32 protein-coding genes are annotated in these 25733 nt (G+C 61.0%); 25 read left to right on the top strand and 7 right to left on the bottom strand.

Annotation, left to right across the window (positions count from 1 at the left end):
- Nucleotides 1-11: 11 nt before the first annotated feature.
- From fba to gph, 7 genes are all read left to right on the top strand, one after another.
- Nucleotides 12-1091, top strand: coding sequence for a class II fructose-bisphosphate aldolase (gene fba, locus NKH30_RS22500; RefSeq protein WP_352997101.1), 1080 nt, complete (start codon nt 12-14; stop codon nt 1089-1091).
- 21 nt (nt 1092-1112) lie between these two features.
- The gene (locus NKH30_RS22495; protein ID WP_084641467.1) at nt 1113-2606 is read left to right on the top strand and encodes a ribulose-bisphosphate carboxylase large subunit; all 1494 of its coding nucleotides are present in this window, start codon (nt 1113-1115) and stop codon (nt 2604-2606) included.
- 17 nt (nt 2607-2623) lie between these two features.
- Nucleotides 2624-3058: a ribulose bisphosphate carboxylase small subunit gene (locus NKH30_RS22490; RefSeq protein ID WP_352474618.1), complete on the top strand. Its 435-nt coding sequence runs from the start codon at nt 2624-2626 to the stop codon at nt 3056-3058.
- Between the two features lie 7 nt (nt 3059-3065).
- On the top strand, nt 3066-4004 hold the full coding sequence (gene cbbX, locus NKH30_RS22485) for a CbbX protein (protein ID WP_352617335.1): 939 nt from the start codon (nt 3066-3068) through the stop codon (nt 4002-4004).
- 62 nt (nt 4005-4066) lie between these two features.
- Nucleotides 4067-4753, top strand: coding sequence for a ribulose-phosphate 3-epimerase (gene rpe, locus NKH30_RS22480; RefSeq protein ID WP_352771212.1), 687 nt, complete (start codon nt 4067-4069; stop codon nt 4751-4753).
- A 39-nt stretch (nt 4754-4792) separates the two neighbouring features.
- Nucleotides 4793-5350 (top strand): thioredoxin family protein, encoded by a 558-nt coding sequence (locus NKH30_RS22475; RefSeq protein WP_352474623.1) that lies wholly within the window; start codon nt 4793-4795, stop codon nt 5348-5350.
- Nucleotides 5347-6048, top strand: coding sequence for a phosphoglycolate phosphatase (gene gph / locus NKH30_RS22470; protein ID WP_352775152.1), 702 nt, complete (start codon nt 5347-5349; stop codon nt 6046-6048). The genes NKH30_RS22475 and gph overlap by 4 nt, the downstream gene beginning before the upstream one ends.
- A 61-nt stretch (nt 6049-6109) precedes the next feature.
- Here gph and NKH30_RS22465 read toward each other — a convergent pair whose 3' ends face one another.
- Entirely contained in the window at nt 6110-6490 is a 381-nt protein-coding gene (locus tag NKH30_RS22465; protein WP_352503280.1) for a c-type cytochrome, read from the bottom strand.
- Nucleotides 6491-6854: 364 nt separating this feature from the next.
- On the opposite strand from NKH30_RS22465, the gene NKH30_RS22460 reads away from it, so the two are divergent.
- From NKH30_RS22460 to NKH30_RS22445, 4 genes are read left to right on the top strand one after another with little or no spacing between them, the layout of a single operon-like run.
- Nucleotides 6855-7064, top strand: a complete 210-nt coding sequence (locus NKH30_RS22460) for a hypothetical protein (protein ID WP_023678830.1) — start codon at nt 6855-6857, stop codon at nt 7062-7064.
- 43 nt (nt 7065-7107) lie between these two features.
- Nucleotides 7108-8094: an ABC transporter substrate-binding protein gene (locus NKH30_RS22455; protein WP_352997098.1), complete on the top strand. Its 987-nt coding sequence runs from the start codon at nt 7108-7110 to the stop codon at nt 8092-8094.
- A complete protein-coding gene (locus tag NKH30_RS22450) occupies nt 8091-8888 on the top strand; it encodes an ABC transporter permease (protein WP_352997096.1) in 798 nt (265 codons plus the stop codon). Before NKH30_RS22455 ends, NKH30_RS22450 begins: the two co-directional genes overlap by 4 nt.
- Nucleotides 8857-9597 carry an ABC transporter ATP-binding protein gene (locus NKH30_RS22445; RefSeq protein ID WP_352997118.1) on the top strand — a complete coding sequence of 247 codons (741 nt, stop codon included), beginning with the start codon at nt 8857-8859 and terminating at the stop codon, nt 9595-9597. The genes NKH30_RS22450 and NKH30_RS22445 overlap by 32 nt, the downstream gene beginning before the upstream one ends.
- Nucleotides 9598-9701: 104 nt before the next feature.
- Here NKH30_RS22445 and NKH30_RS22440 read toward each other — a convergent pair whose 3' ends face one another.
- Both NKH30_RS22440 and NKH30_RS22435 read right to left on the bottom strand, forming a co-directional pair.
- Entirely contained in the window at nt 9702-10055 is a 354-nt protein-coding gene (locus NKH30_RS22440; protein ID WP_502911504.1) for a hypothetical protein, read from the bottom strand.
- Between the two features lie 346 nt (nt 10056-10401).
- Nucleotides 10402-10656, bottom strand: a complete 255-nt coding sequence (locus NKH30_RS22435) for a hypothetical protein (RefSeq protein ID WP_352997094.1) — start codon at nt 10654-10656, stop codon at nt 10402-10404.
- Nucleotides 10657-10851: 195 nt separating this feature from the next.
- On the opposite strand from NKH30_RS22435, the gene NKH30_RS22430 reads away from it, so the two are divergent.
- The 8 genes from NKH30_RS22430 to pqqE all read left to right on the top strand — a co-directional run bounded on the left by NKH30_RS22430 (nt 10852) and on the right by pqqE (nt 17741).
- Nucleotides 10852-12627: a methanol/ethanol family PQQ-dependent dehydrogenase gene (locus tag NKH30_RS22430; RefSeq protein WP_502911503.1), complete on the top strand. Its 1776-nt coding sequence runs from the start codon at nt 10852-10854 to the stop codon at nt 12625-12627.
- A gap of 155 nt (nt 12628-12782) precedes the next feature.
- Nucleotides 12783-13307 carry a c-type cytochrome, methanol metabolism-related gene (locus tag NKH30_RS22425; RefSeq protein WP_352997090.1) on the top strand — a complete coding sequence of 175 codons (525 nt, stop codon included), beginning with the start codon at nt 12783-12785 and terminating at the stop codon, nt 13305-13307.
- A 1-nt stretch (nt 13308) separates the two neighbouring features.
- Nucleotides 13309-14172, top strand: a complete 864-nt coding sequence (locus NKH30_RS22420; protein WP_352450664.1) for a substrate-binding domain-containing protein — start codon at nt 13309-13311, stop codon at nt 14170-14172.
- Nucleotides 14173-14387: 215 nt separating this feature from the next.
- On the top strand, nt 14388-14483 hold the full coding sequence (locus tag NKH30_RS22415) for a pyrroloquinoline quinone precursor peptide PqqA (RefSeq protein ID WP_101918690.1): 96 nt from the start codon (nt 14388-14390) through the stop codon (nt 14481-14483).
- 153 nt (nt 14484-14636) lie between these two features.
- Nucleotides 14637-15575, top strand: coding sequence for a pyrroloquinoline quinone biosynthesis protein PqqB (pqqB, locus tag NKH30_RS22410; RefSeq protein ID WP_352997088.1), 939 nt, complete (start codon nt 14637-14639; stop codon nt 15573-15575).
- Nucleotides 15572-16330: a pyrroloquinoline-quinone synthase PqqC gene (pqqC, locus tag NKH30_RS22405; RefSeq protein WP_352771226.1), complete on the top strand. Its 759-nt coding sequence runs from the start codon at nt 15572-15574 to the stop codon at nt 16328-16330. Before pqqB ends, pqqC begins: the two co-directional genes overlap by 4 nt.
- Nucleotides 16327-16623, top strand: coding sequence for a pyrroloquinoline quinone biosynthesis peptide chaperone PqqD (pqqD, locus tag NKH30_RS22400; RefSeq protein WP_352997086.1), 297 nt, complete (start codon nt 16327-16329; stop codon nt 16621-16623). The genes pqqC and pqqD overlap by 4 nt, the downstream gene beginning before the upstream one ends.
- Complete coding sequence (gene pqqE, locus NKH30_RS22395) at nt 16620-17741, top strand: pyrroloquinoline quinone biosynthesis protein PqqE (RefSeq protein WP_352981062.1); 1122 nt, start codon at nt 16620-16622, stop codon at nt 17739-17741. Before pqqD ends, pqqE begins: the two co-directional genes overlap by 4 nt.
- A 21-nt stretch (nt 17742-17762) precedes the next feature.
- On the opposite strand, the gene fghA is transcribed toward pqqE, so the two are convergent.
- The 3 genes from fghA to NKH30_RS22380 all read right to left on the bottom strand — a co-directional run bounded on the left by fghA (nt 17763) and on the right by NKH30_RS22380 (nt 19485).
- Nucleotides 17763-18614 (bottom strand): S-formylglutathione hydrolase, encoded by an 852-nt coding sequence (gene fghA, locus NKH30_RS22390; RefSeq protein ID WP_352997084.1) that lies wholly within the window; start codon nt 18612-18614, stop codon nt 17763-17765.
- A gap of 224 nt (nt 18615-18838) precedes the next feature.
- Nucleotides 18839-19222 carry a PIN domain-containing protein gene (locus NKH30_RS22385; RefSeq protein ID WP_352981060.1) on the bottom strand — a complete coding sequence of 128 codons (384 nt, stop codon included), beginning with the start codon at nt 19220-19222 and terminating at the stop codon, nt 18839-18841.
- Nucleotides 19219-19485: an AbrB/MazE/SpoVT family DNA-binding domain-containing protein gene (locus NKH30_RS22380; protein WP_352981059.1), complete on the bottom strand. Its 267-nt coding sequence runs from the start codon at nt 19483-19485 to the stop codon at nt 19219-19221. Before NKH30_RS22380 ends, NKH30_RS22385 begins: the two co-directional genes overlap by 4 nt.
- Nucleotides 19486-20030: 545 nt before the next feature.
- Here NKH30_RS22380 and NKH30_RS22375 point away from each other — a divergent pair.
- The 6 genes from NKH30_RS22375 to NKH30_RS22350 all read left to right on the top strand — a co-directional run bounded on the left by NKH30_RS22375 (nt 20031) and on the right by NKH30_RS22350 (nt 25109).
- Nucleotides 20031-20870 carry a succinate dehydrogenase/fumarate reductase transmembrane subunit gene (locus tag NKH30_RS22375; protein ID WP_352686130.1) on the top strand — a complete coding sequence of 280 codons (840 nt, stop codon included), beginning with the start codon at nt 20031-20033 and terminating at the stop codon, nt 20868-20870.
- A gap of 641 nt (nt 20871-21511) precedes the next feature.
- The gene (locus tag NKH30_RS22370; protein ID WP_352981058.1) at nt 21512-22558 is read left to right on the top strand and encodes an NAD(P)-dependent alcohol dehydrogenase; all 1047 of its coding nucleotides are present in this window, start codon (nt 21512-21514) and stop codon (nt 22556-22558) included.
- 186 nt (nt 22559-22744) lie between these two features.
- Nucleotides 22745-22945 (top strand): CsbD family protein, encoded by a 201-nt coding sequence (locus NKH30_RS22365; protein WP_023719429.1) that lies wholly within the window; start codon nt 22745-22747, stop codon nt 22943-22945.
- 664 nt (nt 22946-23609) lie between these two features.
- On the top strand, nt 23610-23978 hold the full coding sequence (locus tag NKH30_RS22360) for a hypothetical protein (protein ID WP_352997082.1): 369 nt from the start codon (nt 23610-23612) through the stop codon (nt 23976-23978).
- 266 nt (nt 23979-24244) lie between these two features.
- Nucleotides 24245-24502: a hypothetical protein gene (locus tag NKH30_RS22355; protein ID WP_352589232.1), complete on the top strand. Its 258-nt coding sequence runs from the start codon at nt 24245-24247 to the stop codon at nt 24500-24502.
- Nucleotides 24503-24599: 97 nt separating this feature from the next.
- A complete protein-coding gene (locus NKH30_RS22350) occupies nt 24600-25109 on the top strand; it encodes a hypothetical protein (protein WP_352997080.1) in 510 nt (169 codons plus the stop codon).
- Between the two features lie 249 nt (nt 25110-25358).
- On the opposite strand, the gene NKH30_RS22345 is transcribed toward NKH30_RS22350, so the two are convergent.
- On the bottom strand, nt 25359-25658 hold the full coding sequence (locus NKH30_RS22345; protein WP_352997078.1) for a DUF1236 domain-containing protein: 300 nt from the start codon (nt 25656-25658) through the stop codon (nt 25359-25361).
- Nucleotides 25659-25733 lie beyond the last annotated feature (75 nt).

The raw sequence follows: 25733 nt of genomic DNA, 5'->3' as shown, positions 1-25733 counted from the left end.
AGAAACCGACAATGGCCCGCATCACCCTTCGCCAGCTTCTCGACCATGCCGCCGAGCACGGCTACGGGGTGCCGGCATTCAACATCAACAACATGGAACAGGGCCTCGCCATCATGGAGGCCGCCAGGGCCTGCGATGCGCCGGTTATCATCCAGGCCTCACGCGGCGCCCGTTCCTATGCCAATGACATCATGCTGGCCAAAATGATGGAGGCGTTGACCGAAATCCATCCGGCCATTCCGCTCTGCATCCATCAGGATCACGGCAACAACGAAGCCACCTGCCTGTCGGCGATCCGCCACGGCTTCACCTCGGTGATGATGGACGGATCGCTGATGGCGGATGCCAAGACACCGGCGAGCTACGATTACAACGTCGCCATCACCGAACGTGTCGCACGCATGGCGCATTGGGTCGGTGCTTCGGTCGAAGGCGAGCTCGGCGTGCTCGGCTCACTGGAGACCGGCCAGGGCGAGGCCGAGGACGGGCACGGCGCCGAAGGTGCGCTTTCCCATGACCAGCTTTTGACCGATCCCGATCAGGCGGTCGACTTCGTGACCGCCACCCGGGTCGACGCGCTGGCGATCGCCTGCGGTACCTCCCACGGCGCCTATAAATTCAGCCGCAATCCTGACGGCGGCATCCTGGCCATGCAGGTGATCGAGGCGATTCACGAAAAGCTGCCCAACACGCATCTGGTCATGCACGGGTCTTCCTCCGTGCCGCAGGAACTGCAGGACATCATCAACAACTATGGCGGCGAGATGCCCCAGACCTTTGGCGTCCCGGTCGAGGAAATCGAGCGCGGCATCCGCTACGGCGTGCGCAAGGTCAACATCGACACCGATTGCCGAATGGCCATGGCCGGGCAGTTCCGCCGCGTTGCGACGGAGGACCCGCGCGAATTCGATCCGCGTAAATTCCTGAAACCCGCCATGGACGCCCTGCGCGACCTTTGCCGCGATCGCTTCGAACGCTTCGGCACCGCAGGCCACGCGTCGAAGATCAGGGTGATCGCCATGGATGAGATGGCGAAACGTTACGCCGCAGGAAAGCTCGACCCTCAAATCGCAACCGCGAAAGCCGCCTGAGCGGCAAACAGGAGACCTGCCATGAACAAGATCGACATGCCCTCAGCAGGCACGCTCAAGGAAGGCAAGGAACGCTACAGGTCGGGCGTTATCCCCTACAAGAAGATGGGCTACTGGGAGCCGGACTACCGGCCCAAGGAGACCGACCTGATCGCCATGTTTCGGATCACGCCGCAGCCCGGCGTCGACCACGAGGAGGCGGCCGCCGCCATCGCCGGTGAATCCTCTACCGCGACATGGACCGTGGTGTGGACCGACAGGCTGACCGCCTGCGAGCTCTACCGCGCCAAGGCATTCAAATCCGAGCCGGTGCCGAACACAGGTCCAGGCACCAGGATCGAGCAACAGTACTTCGCCTATATCGCCTACGACCTCGACCTGTTCGAGCCCGGCTCCATCGCCAACCTGACTGCATCGATCATCGGCAACGTGTTCGGCTTCAAGGCCGTCAAGGCCTTGCGGCTCGAGGACATGCGCATCCCGGTGGCTTACCTCAAGACCTTCCAGGGCCCGGCGACCGGCATCGTGGTGGAACGCGAGCGGCTCGACAAGTTCGGCCGGCCGCTGCTCGGCGCGACGACGAAGCCCAAGCTTGGCCTGTCCGGCCGCAACTACGGCCGCGTCGTCTACGAGGCGCTGAAGGGTGGCCTCGACTTCGTCAAGGACGACGAGAACATCAACTCACAGCCCTTCATGCATTGGCGCGACCGCTTCCTCTACTGCATGGAGGCTGTGAACAAGGCGTCGGCCGCCACCGGCGAAGTCAAGGGCCATTATCTCAACGTCACCGCCGGCACGATGGAGGACATGTACGAGCGCGCCGAATTTGCAAAACAGCTTGGCTCCTGCATCGTCATGATCGACCTCGTCATTGGCTACACGGCGATCCAGTCGATGGCCAAGTGGGCACGCCGCAACGACATGATCCTGCACCTCCACCGGGCCGGCAACTCGACCTATTCGCGCCAGAAGAACCACGGCATGAATTTTCGCGTCATCTGCAAATGGATGCGGATGGCCGGCGTCGATCACATCCATGCCGGCACGGTGGTCGGCAAGCTGGAAGGCGACCCGCTTATGATCAAGGGGTTTTATGACACGCTGCGCGAGGAGCGCACGCCGCAGAACCTCGAAACCGGGCTGTTCTTCGATCAGGACTGGGCCTCGCTCAACAAGGTGATGCCCGTCGCCTCCGGTGGCATCCATGCCGGCCAGATGCACCAGTTGATCCATTATCTCGGCGAGGACGTCATCCTGCAGTTCGGCGGCGGCACGATCGGCCATCCGGACGGCATCCAGGCCGGCGCGACGGCCAATCGCGTCGCGTTGGAGGCGATGATCCTCGCCCGCAACGAGGGCCGCGACTATCTGCGCGAAGGGACCAAAATCCTCGAACAGGCGGCCAGATGGTGCACGCCGCTCAAGGCGGCCCTGGAGACGTGGAAGGACGTCACCTTCAACTACGAATCGACCGACACGGCCGACTTTGTGCCAACCGCAACGCCGAGCTTCTAGACGAAAGGAACGTCGCCATGATGACCAATCCCGGAAACAAGGTCACGCAGGGACAGTTTTCGTTCCTGCCCGAGCTAACCGATGAGCAGATTTCGGCGCAGATCAAATACGCACTGAAAAACCACTGGGCGGTCAGCGTCGAGTACACGGACGATCCACATCCGCGAAACACCTATTGGGAAATGTACGGCAACCCGATGTTCGACCTGAGGGACCCGGCGGGCATCCTGCTTGAAGTCGACAATTGCCGGAAAGCTATGCCCAACATGTATGTCCGGGTCACCGCCTTCGATTCGACCAAGGGCTGGGAAGCACCGCGCATGTCATTCATCGTCAACCGGCCACCCAATGAACCCGGGTTCCGGCTGCTGCGCCAAGAGCGTGACGGCCGCAGTCAGGGCTATTCGATCGTGCCTTATGCGACCGACAGGCCCGAAGGCGAACGGAGCTAGGCGAACCATGCTGGACGCGATAGCTAAGAGCGCTGCCGCGCAGGGCGAATCGGTTGATCTACAGGCCGAGTTCGAGGCCTCCAACATCGACGAGGTGATGGACAAGCTCGACCGCGAACTCGTCGGCCTGAAGCCCATCAAGACCCGCATCCGCGAGATCGCGGCGCTGCTCCTAGTCGACCGGCTTCGCCGCAAGTTCGGGCTGATCTCTGGCGCGCCGACGCTGCACATGAACTTTACGGGAAATCCCGGTACCGGAAAGACCACCGTGGCGCTCAGAATGGCCGAAATCCTGCATCGTCTCGGCTATGTCCGCGAAGGGCACATGGTCGCGGTGACGCGCGACGATCTCGTCGGCCAGTATGTGGGCCACACCGCACCCAAAACCCGCGAAGTGATCAAGCGCGCCATGGGCGGGGTGCTTTTCATCGACGAGGCCTACTATCTCTACAAGCCCGAGAACGAACGCGACTACGGCCAGGAATCGATCGAAATCCTGCTGCAATGCATGGAAAACAACCGTGACGATCTGGTTGTGATTCTTGCCGGCTACAAGGACAAGATGGACCGCTTCTTCGACAGCAATCCCGGCATGCGCTCGCGCATCGCCCATCACCTCGATTTTCCGGACTACGGCGTCAGCGAACTCAAATCAATCGCCGAGATCATGCTGGCGGAACAGAATTACCGCCTCAGCGAAGCGGCGGCCAAGGCGCTCGAAGAGTATCTCCCGATCCGCATGCGGCTGCCGCATTTCTCCAACGCCCGCTCCGTTCGCAATAGCCTCGACCGGGCGCGGCTTCGCCAGGCCGGCCGGCTTTTCGCATCGCGGGACCGGGCGTTGACGAAAATCGATCTTATCACCATCGAGGAATCCGATATTCGCGGCAGCCGCGTGTTCGCGGAAGGTAAGCTCGAAGGCGAACCGGAGACGAAGGCGCGCTGACAAGATGACGGCGGTTGGTGTGCAGCGACCGGAAACGGACGACAGAATGGGAGCCGACGACCATGGATAGCAAGACAATCATCGCGCCCTCGGTGCTTTCCGCGGACTTCTCGCGGCTCGGCGACGAGGTCGAAGCGGTCGTCCGGGCGGGTGCCGACTGGATCCATCTCGATGTGATGGATGGCCATTTCGTGCCCAACATCACCTTCGGTCCGCCGGTGGTCAAGGCGATCCGTAATCGAACGGACAAGGTCTTCGACTGCCACCTGATGATCGCGCCGGCCGACGCCTATCTCGGCGCCTTCGCCGATGCCGGCTGCGACATCATTACGGTGCATGCCGAGGCCGGACCGCATCTCGACCGTTCGCTGCAGGCAATCAGAAATCTCGGCAAGAAGGCCGGCGTGTCGCTGAACCCGTCAACGCCGGAAAGCGTCCTCGAATATGTACTTGACCGGCTCGATCTGGTGCTTCTGATGACGGTCAATCCGGGCTTCGGCGGCCAGGCCTTCATTGCGGCGGTCGTCGACAAGGTCAGGCGGGTCAAGGCGCTGGTCGGCCATCGTCCGATCGACATAGAGATCGACGGCGGCGTCACGCCCGAAACCGCTCCGCTGGTCACCGCGGCCGGCGCCAATGTGCTGGTCGCCGGCTCGGCCATCTTTAAGGGCGGCACCGAGGCGGCCTATCGCGCCAATATCGGCGCCATCAGGCAGGCGGCCGACGGGGCGATCCGGAAAGCGGCGTAAACCGTTTCATCGGAGGCAAACATTTCATCGGAGGAAAACTTGGCGGCAATCCCACCTGTCTGCGATTTCGGCTGGCGAGCCATCGACGCCGTTTTGCCAGGCGTCGACGGCACGTCGCATTCGATCTTAAGCCACGCCGGCCCGAACGGGCTGGTGGTGGCCTTCATCTGCAACCACTGCCCCTATGTGAAGGCGGTGATTTCACGCATGGTGCGCGACGCCAATGACCTCAAGGCCGAAGGCATCGGCTTTGTCGCGATCAACTCCAACGACAGCGACGCCTATCCAGATGATTCCTTCGACAACATGAAGCTCTTTGCCAGGACGAACGGCTTCACTTTCCCCTATCTCCACGACGAGCACCAGACGGTGGCGCGTGCCTACGGAGCCGTTTGCACCCCGGATTTCTTCGGGCTCAACAGCGAGTTGACGCTGCAATACCGCGGCCGGCTGGACGCGTCGCGACGCGACGCCGAATCGCCCAGGCTGAGGCGCGACCTGTTCGAGGCGATGAAGCAGGTTGCCCGAACCGGCGACGGACCGCTTGACCAGATCGCTTCGATCGGCTGTTCGATCAAGTGGAAGGATGCTGCATGAACGTCGGCGCAGGCAGGCCGTTTCGCTCGCCCAAGGCGATCCTGTTCGACCTCGACGGCACACTGGTCGATTCGGCACCTGATATAGCGGCCGCCGTCAACGAATTGCTGGCCGGCCACGATCTGCCGCCGCTGCGGCTGGATCAGGTCAAGGCCATGATCGGCGGCGGCATCAGGAAACTGGTCGAACGCGCCTTCGCGGCTTCCGGCACGCCGCTCCTCGGCAGCGCGCTCGATGAGGCCAACCGCGTCATGGCGCCGATCTATCGCAGGCATCTGACCGGCCGCACGAGGCTGATGCCTGGCGTCAGGGAGGTTCTCACGCACTTGCATTTGAGCGGAATAGCCATGGCCGTGGTGACCAACAAGCCGCAGCTGGCGGCGCGCGAAATCCTGCTGCATTTTCGGCTGACGGAATATCTCGGCGCGATCGTCGGCGGAGACGCGGTGACATACTTGAAACCGGCGCCAGACGCGCTGTTGCTGGCGCTCGACCTGCTTCAGGTCGAACCTCGTGACACGCTGATGGTCGGAGACAGCAGCGCCGACGTGGCCGCCGCCCGCGCCGCCGGCATGGCAGTCATTCTGCTGCGTGGCGGATACAGCCAAATTCCCGTTGAAGAGCTTGGCGCCGACCTCGTTTGCGACAGCCTGTTCGATCTGCCGTCCGCGATGCAGAGGCTGCAAGACGCTGCGTGACCCCATGCGCAAAGCCTAGCCAACGCCGGCCGAGCGCAGTCCAACGGCCGGCAGTACCGCGTTATTTTGAGAATTGTTTCAGATAAGCAATGACGTTGGCGATGTCCTCGTCTTTCTTGAGACCGACAAACGCCATCTTGGTTCCTTTGACCATCGCCCTGGGATCGCGAAGGTAGGTCGTCAGCGTGGCTTCGTCCCATTTGACGCCGGACTTGCCGGCCTCGGTCATGGCCTTGGAATAGCTGAACCCCGGATGCGTCCCGGCCGTTCGGCCGATGACGCCGTTCAAGGACGGGCCGACCTTGTTCTGGTCCTTGTCTGCGACGTGGCAGACCTTGCATTTGGCGAAGACCTTCTCACCCGCCGCGGCATCCTGTGCCTGAGACTGGGTAGTGACAAAGGTGGCGACGGACACGGCGGCGAAAAAAGCGACTGCGCGCATGGCATTTCCTCATTGATGGTGTGAGTGCCCGGGACACTTTACGCGTGTCGATGCCTTGATCGCCGGCATTCGTTTTAAAGCGGGAGAGCGAACCATTCGTCCTTCCTCCCCGGACTGGCAGGACCTGCACACCTCGAAAAGCTAGACTGCCGATGAGGGAAGTCAATCGTACAAAGGTCCTGTTTCGTTTCCCGACTGCGCGACGGGAAGTGTGTAGCGACACGCGGTCCACATCATTGACGCATGTTGGCCGAACGCGTAGCCTCACTCCAACCGGTTTGCTGTTTGGGCACCTTCAGGAATCCGCGCAACTCCAAAGCACGAACTCTGGAGAGTTCGCCGCGCAGGCGATGATAAGTGCCAAATGGACATGGTCGATCTCATATTAACGGTGTGCCTTAGCGCCAATCCGGGCAATTGCCGAGATGAACATCTCTATTTCGAGAGCCGCGGCTCTCTGTTCCAATGCATGTTCCTGGCGCCCGCCGAGATCGCAAAATGGTCTCAGGAACATCCGAGTCTCAAGGTCGTGCGCTGGAAATGTGCCGTTCCGAGCAAGGAACGAGCGATTTGATCGACATTCCTGGTTCGTCGACGGCCCTGAAAGAGGAGACGCCATGATGATTTCGCGGCGTACGACGCTGCGCTTGGCGGCTCTGGCGGCCATCCTCGCCTCAAGGCCGGTTGCCGTCTTTGCGGCCGCTAAGGTCCGAATTGGTGTCCTGAAGTTCGGCACCGTGAGCTGGGAACTCGATACGCTGAAACGCCACAAGCTCGACGAGGCCAACAGGATCGATCTGGAGATTGTCTACTTCGCCGGGGAGGATGCGACCAACGTCGCGCTGCTGGCGGGCGCGATCGACATGATCGTGACCGACTGGCTGTGGGTCTCGCGCCAGCGCTCCGAGGGCGGCGATCTTACATTGGCCCCTTATTCGACCGCCGTGGGGGCAATCATGGTGAAGGAGGAATCGCCGATCCGGACGCTCGCCGACCTCAAGGGAAAGAAAATCGGTGTCGCCGGCGGCCCGCTCGACAAGAGCTGGCTACTGGTCCAGGCGCTGGCCAGACGCGAGCACGGCCTCGAGCTGCCGACAGCCTGTGATGTCGTCTTTGGCGCGCCGCCGCTGATTTCTGAAAAGGCGATGCAGGGCGAACTCGATGCCGTGCTCAATTTCTGGCATTTCTGCGCCCGGCTCGAGGCCAATGGCTTTCGCCGGTTGATCGGTGCGGATGACGCGACGAAAGCGCTGGGTGCCTCGGGCCCCGTGTCGGCGCTCGGCTACGTCTTCCACGACCAATGGGCGAGCGACAATCCGGATGCCGCCCGGGGCTTCGTCAAGGCCTCAAAGCAGGCCAAGGACTTGCTGGCCAGATCCGATGATGAATGGCTGCGCCTGGCGCCACTCATGCGCGCAGAAGGCAAGGAGCTGGAAAAGCTGCGCGACCGCTATCGCCAGGGCATCCCCAGACGGCCGGTCGCCGAAGAAGCGGCCGATGCGGGCAAACTCTATCACGTGCTGGCCGCGATAGGCGGCGAGAAGCTGGTTGGCAGGGCGCCCGAGATGGCGCCCGGCACGTTCTGGCCGGAACTCGCGAAATGACCGCAACGGAAGACAAGTCGCGTCGACCCGGCTTTGCGACGGCGCTGACACCAGTGCTGACGGTAGCGGTTTCCCTGCTGGGACTTTGCCTGCTGTGGAGCCTCGCGGCCAATCTGTGGCAAAGCCGCGCTTTGCCCTCACCAGGGCAGGTCTGGCAGGTGCTGCTCAGGGAAGCGGCGAGCGGCGACCTTTTTTATCACCTTGGCGCGACGCTCGGACGGGTTGCTGCGGCGTACGTCGTCGCAATGATTATCGGCTCGGTCATCGGCGTCATCCTCGGCAGCCACCGCGGTGCGGACCGGTTCTTCAGTCCATGGGTGGTCCTGTTTCTCAACATTCCCGCGCTGGTGGTCGTCGTGCTCGCCTATATCTGGTTCGGCCTCAACGAGGCGGCGGCGATTGGCGCAGTTGCCGTGAACAAGATCCCGAATGTCGTGGTGACGATGCGCGAAGGCGCCAGGGCGTTTGATCCGCGTTATGCCGAAATGGCTGCCGTCTACCGCTTCGGCCCACTCGAGCGCATCCGCCATGTCCTGCTGCCGCAACTGCAGCCCTATTTTGCCGCGGCCTCGCGGTCCGGCATCGCCCTCATCTGGAAGATCGTCCTGGTGGTCGAACTGCTCGGCCGCTCCAATGGCGTCGGCTTCCAGATCTATCTCTATTTCCAGCTCTTCGACGTCGCCGCCATTCTCGCGTACACGCTGGCTTTCGTGGCGGTGATGCTTGTCATCGAACTTCTCCTGGTGCAGCCCATTGAACGACATGCAACCCGTTGGCGCGGTCGTCCCGCTTAGGGTCGACATCGCCGAAAAGACCTTCAGGTCCGCGCAAGGCGTCTCGATCACGGCGCTTCAGGGTCTGTCCTTCGAGATCCGGCAGGGCGAATTCGCTTGCCTGCTTGGGCCGTCGGGCTGCGGCAAGACCACCACGTTGCGCATCCTGCTTGGACTGGACAAAGACTTTTCCGGCTCTTTCCAACTGCCGCAAGGCGGCTCGAACCGCATCGCCGCCGTGTTCCAGGAGCCGACTTTGCTGCCATGGCGGACGGTGGAGCAGAATGTCAGGCTGGCGCTGCCGAAAAGCCTGAGAGCGAAGAGTCTCGACGAACTGTTTGACACTCTCGGCCTCGCCGGCATGCGCTCGCTCTATCCGGCGGAGCTTTCGCTCGGCCTTGCGCGCAGGGCAGCGCTTGCCAGGGCTTTCGCCACCGAACCGGCGGTGCTTTTCCTGGACGAACCCTTTGCCTCCCTCGACGAACAGACCGCCGAGCGGCTTCGGCAATTGCTTTTGACCGTCTGGTCGGCGCGGCCCACGACCGCCTTGATGGTAACGCACAATCTGCGCGAGGCACTGATGCTGTCGGACCGCATCATCGTGCTTGCGCAGCGCCCAGCCCACGTGCTCGGCATGTTCGACGTAAGAGTGCCGCGGCAGCATCGCAATCCACAGGTGATGAGCGATCTTTTGCGGTCATTCCAGCAAAAATTTCCGGATGTGGCCTGATCGCCTTACGGCTCGAATGCGGATTGCAAGGTATTTCGCAGCCAATGGCCAATAGCAACGGCGGGACTGTGAGGCGCACGGCCACGCGTACCTGTTCCGCCTGACTAAAAGCAACGTACGTCGGCTTCAGCCTGCGCGCGTTTCAGTTCCGTGCGCGCCGCCTTCGCTGGCGCGCTTTCGCGAAACAACCCTGCCGCCTCCCCTGTCGTCAGCGACATGCTTTTGAAGGTCTCCGCCCTCTCGTAGTGATCGTAAGGAAGGATCGAGGCGATAACATCGATCGAGCAGGAACAGCTTTCAAGCGCCTGACGGGTCTGGCCATTTGTTTGCATGCAGCCGAGCACGTAGTCGGCAATCGTTGCCGTCGGGTAGTCTCCCGCGGCGTTGGCCAAGTTCGTAAAAGCCAGCGTGGTCGCAAAGGCCACAGGCAAGGTGAGAGATCCAACAGACCTTATCATGAGGAACCTCCAGTTGGCCTGGACACCATGCATCCAGACGGGATCATCGCTCCAATTGGCGACGTGCCGCAAAGCCAGTCAAGCTCCCATGGCCTGCGTATAGGACCAAAGGAGGAATGCCCTATGGACCGACAAGAGCCCGCTTCATGACCCGCTGCGCACCCTCCTTCATGCGTTCATTTCATGCTTCGCTCACTATCGGCAGCGAGCGATAAGCACGCATACTTACTCGGAGGTGCCCCGCAGAATATATCGAAATAAAGTCAAATGTGTATCAGCTCGAGAATACGGTAACAATATGGCCGCTATATACATCGCTGCTGGTGGTCATCCTCTTATTAGTTTTTCACATGGTTCTTATTTTAATTGTTTCTGAATATTGCATCGCACCATATCGATATTGCAGCGCAGCGATCCATTGTAGGTTTTTGCTTGCCTGACCTTTTACGATGACATAGCTTTTTCCTGTTTCCGGCTTCAAGAGCGCCACCGTCATCAGGGAGCGGCGGCAGTCTTTCGAAGACCAAGGGGGGCGGGCGGTAACGGTGCCCTCTGCTTCGGGGTAGGTCGTGACAGCTGCCGGAAAATAACTTCCCAACATGAATTGCTTGGGCAAGCCCTTGTGGGGCTTGACGGTCGATTCTTCACTGCGAACCCGGGAGGATTTTGGATGCGTGTACTTGCGAAAACTACTTACATTCTGACGACCGCGGCGTTTTTATCGCTCGGCGCTGCCTATACGGCTTCGGCCAATGAAGACCTTGCAAAGCTCGCATCGGATGCGAAGAACTGGGCGATGCAGACGGGTGACTACGCCAACACCCGCTATTCCAAACTCAACCAGATCACTGCCGACAATGTGAAGAACCTGCAGGTCAAATGGAGCTTTTCCACCGGCGTGCTGCGCGGTCACGAAGGCGGGCCGCTGGTCATCGGCGACGTGATGTATGTCCACACGCCTTTCCCAAACAACGTCTATGCTCTGGACCTCAAGAATGACGGCAAGATCCTGTGGAAATACGAGCCCAAGCAGGACACGAACGTCATTCCGATCATGTGCTGCGACACGGTCAATCGCGGTGTTGCCTATGGCGACGGCAAGATCATTCTCAACCAGGCCGACACCACCGTCGTCGCGCTCGATGCCAAGACCGGCAAGGTCGTCTGGTCTGTCAAGAACGGAGACCAGATCGACGGCGGAAAGGGCGAATCCGGCACGTCGGCACCCGTAGTCATCAAGGACAAGGTGCTCGTGGGCGTCTCCGGTGCTGAATTCGGTGTTCGCGGCTGGCTGGCCGCCTACAATCTGAAAGACGGCAAGCTCGCCTGGAAAGCCTATTCGGAAGGTCCTGACGCAGACACCCTTCTCGATCCCGAGAAGACCACCCATCTCGGCAAGCCTGTCGGAAAGGATTCCGGCACGAACACCTGGGAAGGCGAACAGTGGAAGACGGGCGGCGGCACGACATGGGGATGGTATTCCTATGATCCCAAGCTGAACCTGGTCTATTACGGCACCGGCAATCCCTCGACGTGGAACCCGGTCCAGCGCCCCGGCGACAATCGCTGGTCCATGACAATCATGGCTCGCGATGCGGATACCGGTGTTGCCAAATGGCTCTACCAAATGACCCCGCATGATGAGTGGGACTATGACGGCATCAACGAGATGATTCTCGTCGATGGCATGGAGGTCAACGGCGCCAAGCACGACGTGCTGGTGCATTTCGACCGCAACGGCTTTGCCTACACAATGGATCGAGCCAGCGGCGAACTTCTCGTCGCCAAGAAATACGATCCGGCAGTGAACTGGGCGACGGAAGTCAACATGGATCCCAAGAGCGACCAGTATGGCCGCCCGCAGGTCGTGGCCAAGTATTCGACCCAGCAGAACGGCGAAGACACCAACTCGACCGGTATCTGCCCGGCCGCGCTTGGAACCAAGGACCAGCAGCCGGCCGCCTACTCGCCGAAGACCGGGTTGTTCTACGTGCCGACCAACCATGTCTGCATGGACTATGAGCCTTACAAAGTGAGCTACACCGCCGGTCAGCCCTATGTGGGCGCCACGGTGTCGATGTATGCGGCGCCCGGCGGTGACGGTAACATGGGCAACTTCATTGCCTGGGATGCAGCCAAGGGTGAGATCGTCTGGTCGAAGCCCGAGCAGTTCTCGGTGTGGTCGGGCGCATTGGCGACAGATGGCGACGTCGTCTTCTACGGTACCCTCGAAGGCTACATCAAGGCGGTCGATAAGGACGGCAAGGAACTCTACAAGTTCAAGACCCCGTCCGGCATCATCGGCAACATCACGACCTACGAGCATGACGGCAAGCAGTACGTCGCCGTTCTGTCCGGCGTCGGTGGATGGGCCGGTATCGGTCTGGCAGGTGGGCTGCTTTCGCCCGACAACGCCGCCGCCTGGCATGGCGCCGTTGATCAGGGCCGTGCGCAGGGCGATCAGGCCGCGGTCGTTGGAACCGCCGGTCTGGGTGCCGTCGGCGGTTATGCGGCACTTGCCGACTATACGACGCTGGGCGGCCAGCTCACCGTCTTCGGCCTCCCGGACTGATAACCGGGAAGAGCCTTACGGCTAGGTTCGAAAACGAGAGCCCGGGTCACCCCGAAGCCGGGAACCGGGCTCTCGATTGCGCCGCGCACCCAACTCCGATCAATGCCGCTGCACGACGGCAGCCAGGGTTTCTGGCAAACGAAGGAAGAGCCTGAATGATCGTTCGCATTGCAGTTTCCGCTCTCGCCCTGGTCCTGCTGCCTCTGGCCAGCTCAACTCTGGTACGGGCCGAAGACAGCATGGAGAAAGCCAAGGCGGTGAAGCAAGAAGGAGGCAAATATTTAGATGCGGACGGAAATCCGACCTACAAGATCGAAAACGGAACCGTCGATTGGTACACCTTCAGCGGGTACCGCCGGTATCACTCAGATTGCCATGTCTGTCATGGACAGGACGCCACAGGTTCGAGCTATGCGCCTGCCCTGGCTAATAGCCTGAAGACCATGGATTACGCCACGTTCCTGTCGATCGTCGCCGAGGGCCGCAAGAATGTCGGCGGCGGCAAGGAAAACGTCATGCCCGCCTTTGGCGACAACAAGAACGTCTATTGTTACCTGGACGATCTCTACGTCTATCTGCGCGCGCGCGCTGATGGCGCGGCACCCCGCGGCAGGCCGCCGAAGCACGAAAACAAGGCTCAGGCAGCCAAGGATGCCGAAGCATCCTGCATGGGTGGATGATATGACCGGCTGCACTGCATCGAAGCTGCGTGTCGTTCTGCCGATCCTCGGCGCGCTCGCCTTGCTGCCGTCGAATGTTCTGGCGCAAAATGCCGGGCTTGGCGCTGCGGGCGAACTGGTCGATCCCGACATTCTGCGCGTCTGCGCAGATCCCTCGAACATGCCCTTTACCGACAAGAACGGCCAAGGCTTCGAAAACAAGCTGGCTGAACTGGTTGCCAAGAAGACGGGGCGAAAATCAGTCGCTTACACGTGGTTTCCCACTGTCACCGGCTTTGTGCGCAATACGCTGGGGGCCAATCGATGCGACATCATCATGGGCTACGCCCAAGGCGATGAACTGGTGCAGAACACCAACGCCTACTACCGCTCCGCCTATGTGCTCGTATACCCCAAAGGCAACGGCATGGAAGGCATCGAGACGATCGAAGACCCGAAACTTTCCGGCAAGAGAATCGGCGTCGTCGAAAGCACGCCGCCAACCGCCAACATGGCCGCCAACAAGCTTCTGCGGACCGCCAAGATCTACCCGCTGGCGGTGGATACGCGCGTCACCCCTTCCATGGGGGAGGTCATGATCAAGGACATGCTCGCCGGCAAGATCGACGCGGCGGTCCTGTGGGGGCCGATGGCAGGTTACTATGCCAGGGAACTCGGAGCCGATGTCACCATTGTTCCGCTGCTGAAGGAAAAAACCGGCTCGCGCATGTCTTATCGCATCACCATGGGCGTACGCCCGTCCGACCAGGAATGGAAACGGACGCTCAACCGGGTGATCAGGGAAAACCAGGCGGAGATCACCAAGCTCCTGCTGGGTTACAATGTGCCGCTGATCGACGAGCACGACAATCCGATTACGCAATAGTTGGACGGGTCAGGAGGAGGAAAAACCTACGCGATGAAGAATTGAAGAGAAGACTACAGCTACTTTCGATACTTTTTTGTTTTTCGGTCTTTCAAAACCTTGTGTTCATTTGTCCATTTTGAGAACGTGATGGACGAGCCATTGCTTCGGTGCCCTGCAATGGTTGGCTAACCACCGGATCGGCCCCTTCGGGCTGGTAGAAGAGGAGAAATGTTATGAAGAAGAGCTGGACAAAACCGACCATGTGCCAGGTTGCTGCGGGCTTTGAAATTTCGCGCTATCTGCCTGCTGAAATTACTCCCAAGAAGTAGGCCGCAGAGGTGCGTGTCCCTGGCAACAGGGGCACGCATCCCCTTGCCGTATGGGATTTTCGTGAAAGAGTTTGAGGCGCGCAAAGCGGGCGGGCCGTTTTTTGCGGCTGCAAATTGGCTGCTGGTCAGAGAAGCCGCGGGGCGGGCGTTTTCATGCGCTTGAGAATCATCGGATCGGCGGCTGGCGGCGGCTTTCCGCAATGGAACTGCAATTATCGTCTGAGCCGTGCGGCTCGCACCGGGGTAGCTGGTGTGCATTCACGAACCCAATCGAGTGTCGCCGCGTCGCCGGATGGCCTCGGCTGGGTTCTGTTTAACGCCTCGCCCGACATTCGCCAGCAGATCGCGGCAACGCCTGAATTGCAGCCCGCGCACGATGCGCCGCTGCGCTCGACACCTATTCGCGCGGTGGTGCTGACCAATGCCGATGTCGATCATGTGGCCGGCCTGCTCAGCCTGCGTGAGCGGCAGCCTTTCGCTATCTATGCAACGACACAGGTTCTGGCGACGCTGGAGGCGAATTCGATTTTCAATGTCCTCGATCCGGCGCTCGTGCCGCGACGCATCTTGCCGCCGGCGCAAGAGCTGTCGATCTGCGACGCAGACGGCCACGACACCGGGGTGGCTGTCGAGAGTTTTCCCGTGCCCGGGAAGATAGCCCTCTATCTCGAAGAAAGAGGCCAGCCGGATGCCAATTTCAGCTCCGATGCCGGCGACACGATCGGCGTCCGTATCGCCGGAGCCGGCAGTCGCGGCTCCGTCTTCTACATCCCCGGCTGCGCGCGCATCGATGCGACCCTACGCACGCGTCTGGCCGATGCCGCATGCCTTCTGTTCGACGGCACGGTCTTCACCGACGACGAGATGATTGCTGCCGGCGTCGGCCAAAAGACCGGTGCACGCATGGGGCATCTGGCAATGTCGGGAGACGCGGGGTCGATCGCCGGCTTGGCCGATGTGAGGATCGGCCGCCGTGTCTTCGTCCACATCAACAACACCAATCCTGTTCTGGACGAGAATTCTGCCGAGCATGCAGCCGTCGAAGCGGCTGGCTGGGAAGTGGCCTGCGACGGGATGGAGATGGAACTTTGAGTGATTTCCACGACGCGGCCAGCAACGGCCTGTCCTCCAGAGAGCTCGAAGCCGTGCTGCGGCAGGTCGGTGCCGAGCGCTATCACAACCGCCATCCTTTCCATCACAGGATGACCAGCGGTGCGCTGTCGAGGACCGAGATGCAGGCCTGGGCGCTGAACCGCTATTGCTATCAGGCGGTCATTCCGCGCAAGGACGCCATGATCCTCGCGCATGCCGAGGATCCGGCGTTTCGCGCCGCCTGGCGCAAACGCATCGAGGATCATGACGGCGAGGACGGCTGGAGCGGCGGTATTGCGCGCTGGTTGCACCTGGCGACCTCGCTCGGTCTCGATGCCGACGCGGTGAAGAGCGAGAGGCTGGCCCTGCCGGCGACACGTTTTGCGGTTGGCGCTTACCTCTCCTTTTGCACGAACCGGACCCTGCTGGAGGCGGTCGCGTCGTCGCTGACCGAGATGTTCTCGCCGCTCATCATCGGCGAGCGGGTACCCGCGATGCTGGCCAAATACGATTATATCACCGAGGACACGCTGGCCTATTTCACCCGACGGCCCGAACAGGCCTCGCGCGACGCCGACTTCGCCCTCGCCTATGTGCTCGAACATGCCGACGCGGCGGAACGCCAGCAGCAGGCGATCGATGCACTGGTGTTCAAATGCGATATACTCTGGGCCATGCTCGACGCGCTTCAACACGCCTATGGCGAGCCGGGCAATATCCCGCCCGGCGCCTTCCGTCCGGAGGCAGCCCAATGATGGCACTGCGCGAAAGAGCCATGGTGTCGCTGCAGTCGGTTCCATCGCTGCCGAAGCACGTGCGCATACAGCATGACCCCGTGCGCCAGGCGTCCGCCGTGCTGTCGCCCGAAAAGGTGTTCTGGCCAAACGAGATCAGCCTCGACATATTGCGCCGCTGCGACGGACGGTCCACGGTCGGCGACATCATTGCCGGCCTTGCCGCAGATTATGATGCCGAACGGGAGGCTGTGGCGGCCGATGTCGTCGCCTTCCTGCAGGAATGGTCGGACAAGCTGCTGGTGAAGCTATGAGCGAGCCCCCTCTCCCCCCGATCGGCATGCTGGCGGAACTGACGCATCGCTGCCCGCTGCAATGCCCCTATTGCTCCAATCCGCTCGAGTTGCTGAAGGCCAATCGCGAACTCGACACGCAGAGCTGGCTCGACTTGTTCTCGCAGGCGGCCGACCTTGGCGTTCTCCAGGTGCATCTGTCCGGCGGTGAACCGACGCTGCGTCGCGATCTCGATCAATTGATCGCCGGGCTTTCGGCGCGGGGCGTCTACACCAACCTGATCACCGCCGGCGTCGGCATTGCGGATGGCCGCATCGAGGCATTTGCCGAAGCCGGGCTCGACCATCTGCAACTGAGCTTTCAAGGCGCACGGCCGGCGACCACCGAGCGCATCGGCAATCACAGGGGCAGCCACGAAAAGAAGCTGGAAACGGCACGCCGCGCTCGCGCGGCCGGCTTGCCGCTTACCATCAACGCGCCGATCCATCGCCACAATATTGAGGAGGTACCGGAATTCATCGATCTGGCCCTTTCGCTGGGTGCGGAGCGTCTCGAGATCGCCAACGTGCAGTACGCCGGCTGGGCGCTGACCAATCGCGATCAACTGATGCCCGAGCGTGCGGCCGTCGACCGCCAGGCGGAGATCGTCGCGGCGGCGCGCGAACGGCTCACCGGCATCATGAACATAGATTTCGTCACGCCGGATTATTTCGCCGTCTATCCCAAGCCGTGCATGGGCGGCTGGGCGCGCGACGCCTTCATGGTGACGCCGGACGGCACCGTACTGCCATGCCATGCCGCCCAGACCATACCGTCGCTCGGCTTCGAGCGTTTTGGATCACGCAGCCTGGCCGATATCTGGGCCGATTCCCCGGCATTTAATGCCTTTCGAGGCACGGACTGGATGCAGGAGCCCTGCCGCAACTGTGAGCGGCGCGAGATCGACTGGGGCGGCTGCCGCTGCCAGGCGATGGCAATCGCCGGCGATGCCGCCGCGACCGACCCGGCTTGCGCGAAATCGCCGATCCATGCGCGTATGGCAATGCTGATCGACGAAGCCCAGCGCGCTGCGACGGTTCCTTCGAATGACGAACCATTCGTCTACCGGCGTATCGGCGTCGTCACCGAGCCCGCCTGACTGCCGACCTATTCCTACGGCCTACCCTGGTGAAAGCCGTTCGGCATGCCACGTCATATGGTCATGCATGAATGTCGAAATGAAAAAATAGGAGTGATCGTATTCGTCCTGCATCCGCAATTTCAACGGAATGCCTGCCTTGGAGCAGGCGTCTTCGAGCAGCCAAGGCCTGAGGCCCTCCTGGAGGAAACCGTCTGACGTTCCCTGATCGACCAGGAATTCCGGGAAACGGTATCCATCCTCGATGAGCGAAGTGGCGTCGTAGCGCCGCCACGAGGCCTCATCCAGGCCGAGATATTTTTCGCAAGCCGGCTTCGACCAGCCGGCTGTGCTTGGCTGCACGATCGGCGCAAAGGCCGAGCAACTTCTGAAACGCGCGGGATTGTTCAGTGCGATCGTCAGCGCGCCATGCCCGCCCATTGAATGACCGAAGATCGACTGGCGCGCCATATCGGCGGGAAATTCGCGCCCGATCAAGGCTGGCAGCTCCTCGACGATATAGGAATACATGCGATAGTTCTTGGCATACGGCTCTTGCGTCGCGTCGAGGTAGAAACCGGCGCCGCTGCCGAACTGCCAATTGTCCTTTTCGTCCGGAATGTCGGCACCACGCGGACTGGTGTCAGGACAGACAACGATCAAGCCAAGTTCGGCGGCAATACGTCTGTATTCGCCTTTTTCCATCACATTTGCATGGGTGCAGGTGAGCCCGGAGAGGTACCAGACCACGGGGCAACGGCTTTCCCGTGCCTGCGGAGGCACGAAAATGGCAAACGTCATTTCGCATGAGCAGTTCGTGGAGAGATGCGAGTAAACGTGCTGGGCGCCGCCATGCGACTTGGCAGTCGAGACGAGTTTCAGGTGCTCTGGCATATATTCTTCTCCACCAATTTTAACCGCCGACCGTAGGCTCTACGACATCAAGGGTGATCGCGGCAACCTTGGTGGGCTGGCTGGCGCGCGGGGCTCTTGATCGGAGCCGGGATGGCCTGCCTTCGCCGACCGTCTTGGCGCAGCAAGGCGCGAGAGGCCACTCGCTGGCGCAGCGTTGCCAGCAAGCCATACGGGCCAGGCTGGGCGATTGTTGGCGATGCTGGCTATAACAAGGACGCAGTCACTGCGCAGGCATCGGCGATGCTTCCGGGACGCCGAGCCCTGCGCAAATGCGGCTTGACGTCCAGTACTTGCCAAACCTGGTCAGCGGCGGTTTCGCAACCCACCGATCGACTTTTGCCCCGCGGAAACCGCCGGCCGGTTGACGACAACCATTCGCGGTGTTCAGCAACGCCCGGATCGCTGCGGCAAATTTTCGCGCTCTGTCTGGTACTGCCGGGCCAGAACCCTGGGAACTCGCACAAGGCCTTCACGCTCACGGCCACGATGTCCGCTTTGGCCAGCAGGTCGACAGCAATGGCCGCCTGCCCCTCATCATCGACGACATAGGCGCGCAGCAGCACATTCGTGTCGGCCGTAACCCTCATTCCTCGCCGGACCCGGCCACAGCGCCCGCTTCCGCCATTGCCTCGTTGGTCTCCTCGATGCTGAGCACCCGGCCGTTCGTCTTGCCTCTGAGGAACCCGTGGAGGTCCCGGAACGACCCCTTTGCCCGTGCCGCCCTCAATTCCGCCCGACCGTCGGGCAGCAGATCAAGCTCGATCTTCTCGCCCGGTTTGATGCCCAGATGTTGCAGCACGTCCTTGCGGAACGTCACCTGTCCCCTTGTCGTCACTGTCAACGTTGTCATGTTAAACATTCCTGTTCATCGCGATAAGACAATGCAAATCTGCATTATTATCAATGCAAATGGTCGGGGCCAAGCTTGGCGTCCATGCGGCGACTGAATCGCGACCAGCGCTCTGCCAGAGCGAAGTCGCCAAACATCACCTGGAGGTCAGCATGCAAGCCAACACCACGGCCGCTATCCGCGTCGATCTTGCCGCAATGTTTGTCTCGTTAGAACTGTCTCGTTAAAAATGGCTCGTCACTTCGCTTCGGCTGGTGTCGGGAATGGCGCGACCGCCGCCGGGAAGCGAGGAAAGGCAGCGTCAAGTTCGAGCCAGAGATTAACAAGAACGAAGCCATCGCCGCATTGGCGTCTGCCTGCGTGGGTATGGACGGATTCACTCATGCGCAATATGAATTATGAATGGAGATGAGGCCTGCCGTGGCGCTCACATTTTCGCCGTGTCGCTGAGGCAGGTGACGCTCGTTCAATGACGCTGCGCAGGGCGGGTTGGCCTTCTGGTCTAACGCCGCCGGCAGAAGTGTCGATATCAGGGGATCTGGTCAATGACCGACAACAAGCCAGACGTTACCAAGGATTGGCAAGCGACGCAGGGCCAGAAGTCCTCCGCCACACGTCTTCGCCTTTTCGCCGCACTCTCGTGGGTCGTCGCCATTGGCGGCGAGATCTACGGAATTATGCTGCTTCGCCAGAACAAGTTCGACCAGGGACACCTGCCGCTGGTCATCGGCCTTCTGGTCGGCATCGCGATTTTCGCAATCGCCGGCAACTTGCTATGGAAGGCGGCCAACAGGCACGATCCGGCTCGTGCATCCGACGCGGCCAGGTTCTTCTTCCAAAACCAGCTCGGCGCAATCATCACGCTGATTGCCTTCCTCCCGCTGGTTTTCCTGATCCTCACCGACAAAAACATGGATCCGCGGACCAAGAAGGTTGCCGGCGGCGTCGGCGCTGCGCTGGCCGTGCTCGCGACGGTCATGGGGATCAGTTTCAAACCCCCGTCGGTCGAACAGTACACCCAGGATATGAACGCATGCGCAGCCCAGATCAAGTCGGGGCAGCCCACCACGGCCTGTTCGCCCGATGTCGCCGCTCAGGCGCAGGCGATTGCAACGGACACCGCCGCCGTGGCGGCGGCGACGCGGGACGCGAGCCACCCCGCCGGTCAGGATGTCGTCTACTGGATCGCGCCCGAAAACGGAGCCGCGAAGTCCAGCGAGCCGCATGTTTTCCACCTCTGCGCAGGCGTGAGCCCGCTGAAGGACAAGACTGTGAATAGTGGCTCCGTGACGGAGGCCTACGCACAGAACGCCGTCCGCATCACGAAGCAGATCGATATGGAACAGAAGCAGTGCGGGTTCACCGCCACAACCAGCACCAACTGAACCCGTTTGCACTCGATCGGGTCCAGCCGTTGGTCTTGTCGAGAAGGATGGCGCGTAAGCGCAGGCTCAGTATTGACTCGCCGAAGCAACGCCAAACCGGGATCGCCCGGCTGGCCAATATTGTCCAGCTGCAAACTTATCCCCGGCGGGCAATGACCTGGCGTCTTACGCACGGCAGCTTCCGGCCTGAGCGCTTCGAATGAAGAATGACGTTAATGAAGCGCATAGCCGCCGGCAGCATTATGGGCGGGAAGCGAACCGGGAACTTCTTGCGTTCACCTGGTGGGCCGCATCGACCAGAAGCGGATTGGGCAAGCGTTCCATGGCATGTAGCGTCGGGTGTCGCGCACCTGCTGGACCCCTGTTGATGACTGGCCGATGCCGGTCTTCTGGCTTGGAGGCTGGGGAGTGGGGAGTCTCGGGGCGAACGACTATTTCATTCCGCCGAGGGCATTCGGCAGCGGCATGGCCGGCCTTCAAAGTCCTTTGGCCGGGAAGTTCGTACGAATAGTCGGAATCAGGCAACCCCCCTGTTTTCCGAGCTGGATTTTGAAGCTGTGAATGAGCGGCTATGATGAACGCGCCGAGTGCAAGTAAGGTCACGAAGGCCCCTACAATAAGCTTTAGAGGAGACTACGTCGATGACGAACGTGCGCGCCCTTGTCCTTGAACGCCAGCACGAACTCAAGCTGCGTGACATCGATCTGCCACAGACCGTCGGCCCGGGCGAAGTTCGCATCAAGATCCATACGGTGGGCATCTGCGGCTCCGACGTGCACTACTATACGCATGGCCGCATCGGCCCATTCGTGGTCGAAGCGCCGATGGTCTTGGGCCATGAAGCCGCCGGCACCGTCGTCGAAACGGGGGAACGCGTCGAGCATCTGAAGGTCGGCGACCGCGTCTGCATGGAGCCGGGTATCCCCGATCCCAATTCGCGGGCGAGCCGGCTCGGCCTCTACAACATCGATCCAGCGGTCAGGTTCTGGGCAACGCCGCCGATCCACGGCGTGCTGACGCCCTATGTCGTCCACCCCGCCAACTACACTTTCAAACTGCCCGACAATGTCAGCTTCGCCGAAGGCGCCATGGTGGAGCCCTTCGCTGTCGGCATGCAGGCGGCTGCCAAAGCAAAGATCGCGCCGGGCGACACGGCGGTGGTGATTGGCGCAGGGCCAATCGGCACGATGGTGGCGATCGCGGCGCTCGCCGGCGGCTGCGCCCGCGCCGTTGTTGCAGATCTCGCCCAACCCAAGCTCGACATCGCCGGCGGCTATCAAGGCGTGATCCCGATCAACGTCCGCGACAGGAACCTGGCGGCGGAGGTAAAGCGCCTGACCGATGGCTGGGGCGCCGACGTGGTGTTTGAATGCTCGGGCTCGTCCAAGGCATGGGAGACCCTGCTCGATCTGCCGCGGCCCGGTGGCGCGGTAGTGGTCGTCGGCCTGCCGGTGGCGCCGATCGCATTCGATGTCGCCACCGCCTCGACCAAGGAAGTCCGCATCGAGACTGTGTTCCGATATGCCCACCAATATGAGCGGGCAATCGCGCTGATGGGGTCGGGCCGGGTCGACCTAAAGCCACTCATTTCGGCGACCTTCCCCTTCGAAGATTCCATCAACGCCTTCGACCGCGCAGTCGAAGCCCGGCCGGCGGACGTAAAGCTTCAGATTCTGTTGCCGGATTAAGGCGAGTTCCAAAGCCCCCGGGCTGTCCTCCCGATCTCCTCGATGCGTTGCGTAGGCTTCCGGGCTTGTAGCAAGGGCATTGGCAACCCAGTTTTTGTTGGCATCAACCGAGCCTATCGCCTGAGCGGTTTCTCCTGAAAGGTGGCTTTCAACAACGCGAGCTGGCGCGCAAGCAAGGAGGAACACATGAACTGGGATCAAATCAAGGGAAAATGGACGCAGTTCAAAGGCAAGGCGAAAGAGCAGTGGGGTGACCTCACCGACGATGATCTTGATCGGATCGAGGGCAACCGGGACCAGCTCTTGGGGCGTATCCAGGAGCGATATGGCATCGCCAAGGAAGAGGCAGAGCGCCAGGTTGATAACTGGTCCAGAAGCATCAGCTGAGCCTTGGACGCAACGCCGTCTTCTGCCCCCACCGGGGTGAAACTTTGCGTCGCCCGCCGTGCCGACTGGTGCGGTGGGCTCTTTCGAGAGGCCCCGCGAGGAACCTTTAGCCGTATCTAATATTCTACTTGCGTGGCGGGCTTCGCCCCGGCGTGCGCCCCGCCCGGAGGCGAAGGAGCGTAATGATGAACAACATTATCTGGCTGGTCGGCGCGATCGTGATCGTAATCGCCATTTTGAGCTTTTTGGGTCTGCGATAGCATCTGAACCCTCTCTTCGAGCCGGCGACCGTCCCCGCTCGGCATGGCCTCAGCGCGCCCAAGCAGGTCAGACTTAGGTCCCAAGCAAGATACTCCAGGATTGGACCGAAGCCCCGGCTGAGGAACGTAGCCGGCTGGCTTACGTTGTGGTGAGCTTTGGCGCGACGAAGATGCGTCCGGGCGGAAGAGTTCAAGCCAGGGAGGAGAGGCCCGACGCTCCGAACGGGCGTCGGGCCTGGGCGTAAATGCAAACAATCAGCAGACTGTTCAATTCCCATGCCCAGGCAGCACGTGCTGTGGCCAGGCTTCAGGCTGCCGGGATTCGTCGCCGGCAAATCAGCGTGGTCGGATCTTACAACGACAATGATGAACCGATCAGCGTTGCTGGATATTACGACGATGAGATGAGCGCTCTCTGGCGGGGTGCGATTGCTGGTGCCGCACTTGGCGCCACGGCTGGTCTGTTGGCCGGCTTCAGCGCTTTTGGAGCTCAAGACGTTGATCCTGCGGGGATGACCGGCATGGCCCTGGTCGGTGCGGCGTGGGGCGGCTTTGCCGGCGTGCTTCTCGGAACTTTCGCCAATTCTGCCCAGAAGCCGCGCAAGCCGAAGATCGCTGAGGGTGTCGTACTGGTGATGGCCCGCGTCGATGAAAGGCAGGCCGGCGCCGCGCATACGGTGCTCCGGAGTTTCGCGGAGATGCCTTCCGGGCCGATGAAGAGGAGCGCTTTGCCAAGTTCAAGCCGGCTCCGCGTCCGATCTGGTGCCCGATGAAGTTTGTTTCGCGAAACGGCAATTCAAACCGGAGGCGCCCGACGAAAGCTTGGCAAACCAACACTTTGGAAGCATGCGGGCTACTTGCCGTCGTGTTGTCCTTTATTATTACCGTTCTGTTGGTTGGTCTCATCCTTGGCTGAACCCATGCCCCTGCCACCGGCGACACTATGCCGGGCAATTGGCGAAGGTTGTGGCCAGTTCGAAGGATTAAACCATTCGTGCTAAGCGTTAATAGGTTATCGGCAAAAGTAGAGGGCGATCACGTGGACAAACGGGCTGAAGGAGACGCGGAGAAATTGGCTCGAGGCGAGTTCGAGCTCAAAGCCGAACGATATGGTGTGAACGCCTTTCTTCTCGTTGTCGAACTTGTAAATCTGCTGGAAAAGCGCGGAACGATCAGCAGCGACGACGTCGCGAAAATCGCCGAAGCCGCCGCACTTGCCGTTGCCGCATCCAGCGAACCCGACGTGAACAGCATCAATCTGTTGCAGGCCATCGCTGCCGCACGCCGGCCCAAATAGGCTTATATCAAATCCGCCAGCAATCGGCGCCAACCGAGGCGTGGACTACCGAGATCAAAGGGACGGATGCGGAGGGCAAGCGTGTCGAGGACAACGCGTGAACAGTCGCTCCCGATTTATTCCTGGCCTTTTCTGTACTCAATCTCTGAAACCACCCACCCTGCCGGTTGCCGCCACCGATGCACATGCCAGCGTGCCAATGCGCACGACGAGTGCGCTGGTGCGGCGAAGCTTGCGCAGCTACCGCGTGCTCATGCACCGCAGCCTAAGCCTGATGTTGATTACTCAGCCGGTTGAGTTCAGCAGGTACAAACGTCCGCTTGTAGAATGTCCTTCTTGCCCATTAATGCAGACGCTCTACCTCGTCCCGATGATTTGGGCTGCCGCTGGAAGGTTCTGCGATGCCGGCGAAGTCGCCAATCCACCGCCGATGCACGACCTGGTCATTCTGCGGCTGGTCAAAGAAACGGGGATCACCGTCGAACAGGCGCGCGATCTCATCAACCTATTGGGCACCCTCAACTGGGACTCGCTCTTGCGAGAAGCCCGATTCCTTACCAGCGCCGCTGAGGCGATAGGCACTCAGTCACGGATATTGAAATATTGAAAGCGCCACAAAATCCGCTAATCTCAACTGCGGTCGCCTTTGCTTGCCACGGGGTGACCACCTAGCCTAACCCCGCTCCGGCCAAAGCGTCCCCCGCCCTCGCCCCAACGCCGGAGCGGGGCTTTGGTTACCCTGGGCCTTGTCATGCGCATCGTGGTCCTTGCCACGATGGCCAGTAGCCACGGTGTCGGTGCGGTACTTCATTGTCGCTCAACGTCGCCGCATGTCCCTTCAAAGCGACGCGCTTGTTCACTGGATGACCTTCACGATCCTGCGTGTGCCTGGATCGACCAGGACGGTCTGGTTGTCGACGACGACGTAGCGGTATTTGACGTTGGGGACTTCATGAAGCTCGACGGTATCAGGCAGGGTCGAGCCGACATTGAGCTCCACGCCGGGGAGCTGGACGGACGCCAGAGGCTGCTTTTTCACATACTCGCGTACGATCGTCTCCTGCTGCGGTTCGATGACCACATCCTGGGCGGCAGCGGCGCCAATACCCGCAAGCAGCAAAAACCCAGCCGCGGCTGTGGAAAGATGCATTCTCATGATTGTCTCCTTTCCTCGTGAGCCACCTCTGCGCTGCGCTGCGTCATGCCGTTCGCAGCGGGGTGACTAGGCCGG

Origin of the sequence: Mesorhizobium sp. M1273 (genome assembly GCF_040318195.1) — a bacterium.
Classification (GTDB): Bacteria; Pseudomonadota; Alphaproteobacteria; order Rhizobiales; family Rhizobiaceae; genus Mesorhizobium.
The sequence above is the reverse complement of the archived record's forward strand: the minus strand, read 5'-3'. Positions and strand labels throughout refer to the sequence as shown.